Raw genomic sequence first — 500 nt, 5'->3', positions numbered from 1 at the left:
GAACGAGGAGGCGCGGGTCGGGGCGGTCACGGTCCGCGCCCCGGTCGCGCAGAGCGGCGTCGTCTCGACCCGCTGCCACTCGACGTCGCAGGTCTCGACCCCCAGCGTGAAACCGGCCTCGTCGTCGACGAGCGACCCCGAGCTGACGAGCTCGAGGCCGAGTGCCACCCGGTCGCCGGTCGTGACGTCGGTCGCGATCTGCCAGCGGCCCGGGGCCGCGGGCGCGATGTCCTCGGTGCCGGTCAGTTCGTCGGCCAGCACGAGGTGGCCGTCGAGGCCGGTCTCGGGCACGGGTTCGAGGGCACGGGCGGTGCCGGCCTGGACGGTGAGGGCCCCGCCGAGCACGAACGCGGCCGTCCCTACGACGGCCAGGAGCGTCGTCGCGGCGCCGTGCCCGCGGGTCGTGGGTCCGCGGTGCGCACCGCGGCCGTGGTGCTCGGCGCTCGGCCCGCCGGGCGCCCCGCCCCTCGACTCCCCGTCCACGGTCGCCCTCACCCTCG

At 77.4% G+C, this 500-nt stretch carries 1 protein-coding gene; it reads right to left on the bottom strand.

Features of this window, described 5'->3' with window-relative positions:
• The coding region (locus IFT36_RS16175) for a hypothetical protein (RefSeq protein ID WP_200413683.1) at nucleotides 1-483 on the bottom strand (483 nt) is incomplete at its 3' end.
• Between the last annotated feature and the right edge of the window lie 17 nt (nucleotides 484-500).

The sequence above is a fragment of the Frigoribacterium sp. CFBP 13605 genome (assembly GCF_014839405.1).
Lineage (GTDB): Bacteria > Actinomycetota > Actinomycetes > Actinomycetales > Microbacteriaceae > Frigoribacterium.
This window is presented reverse-complemented; position numbering and strand designations above follow the sequence as displayed.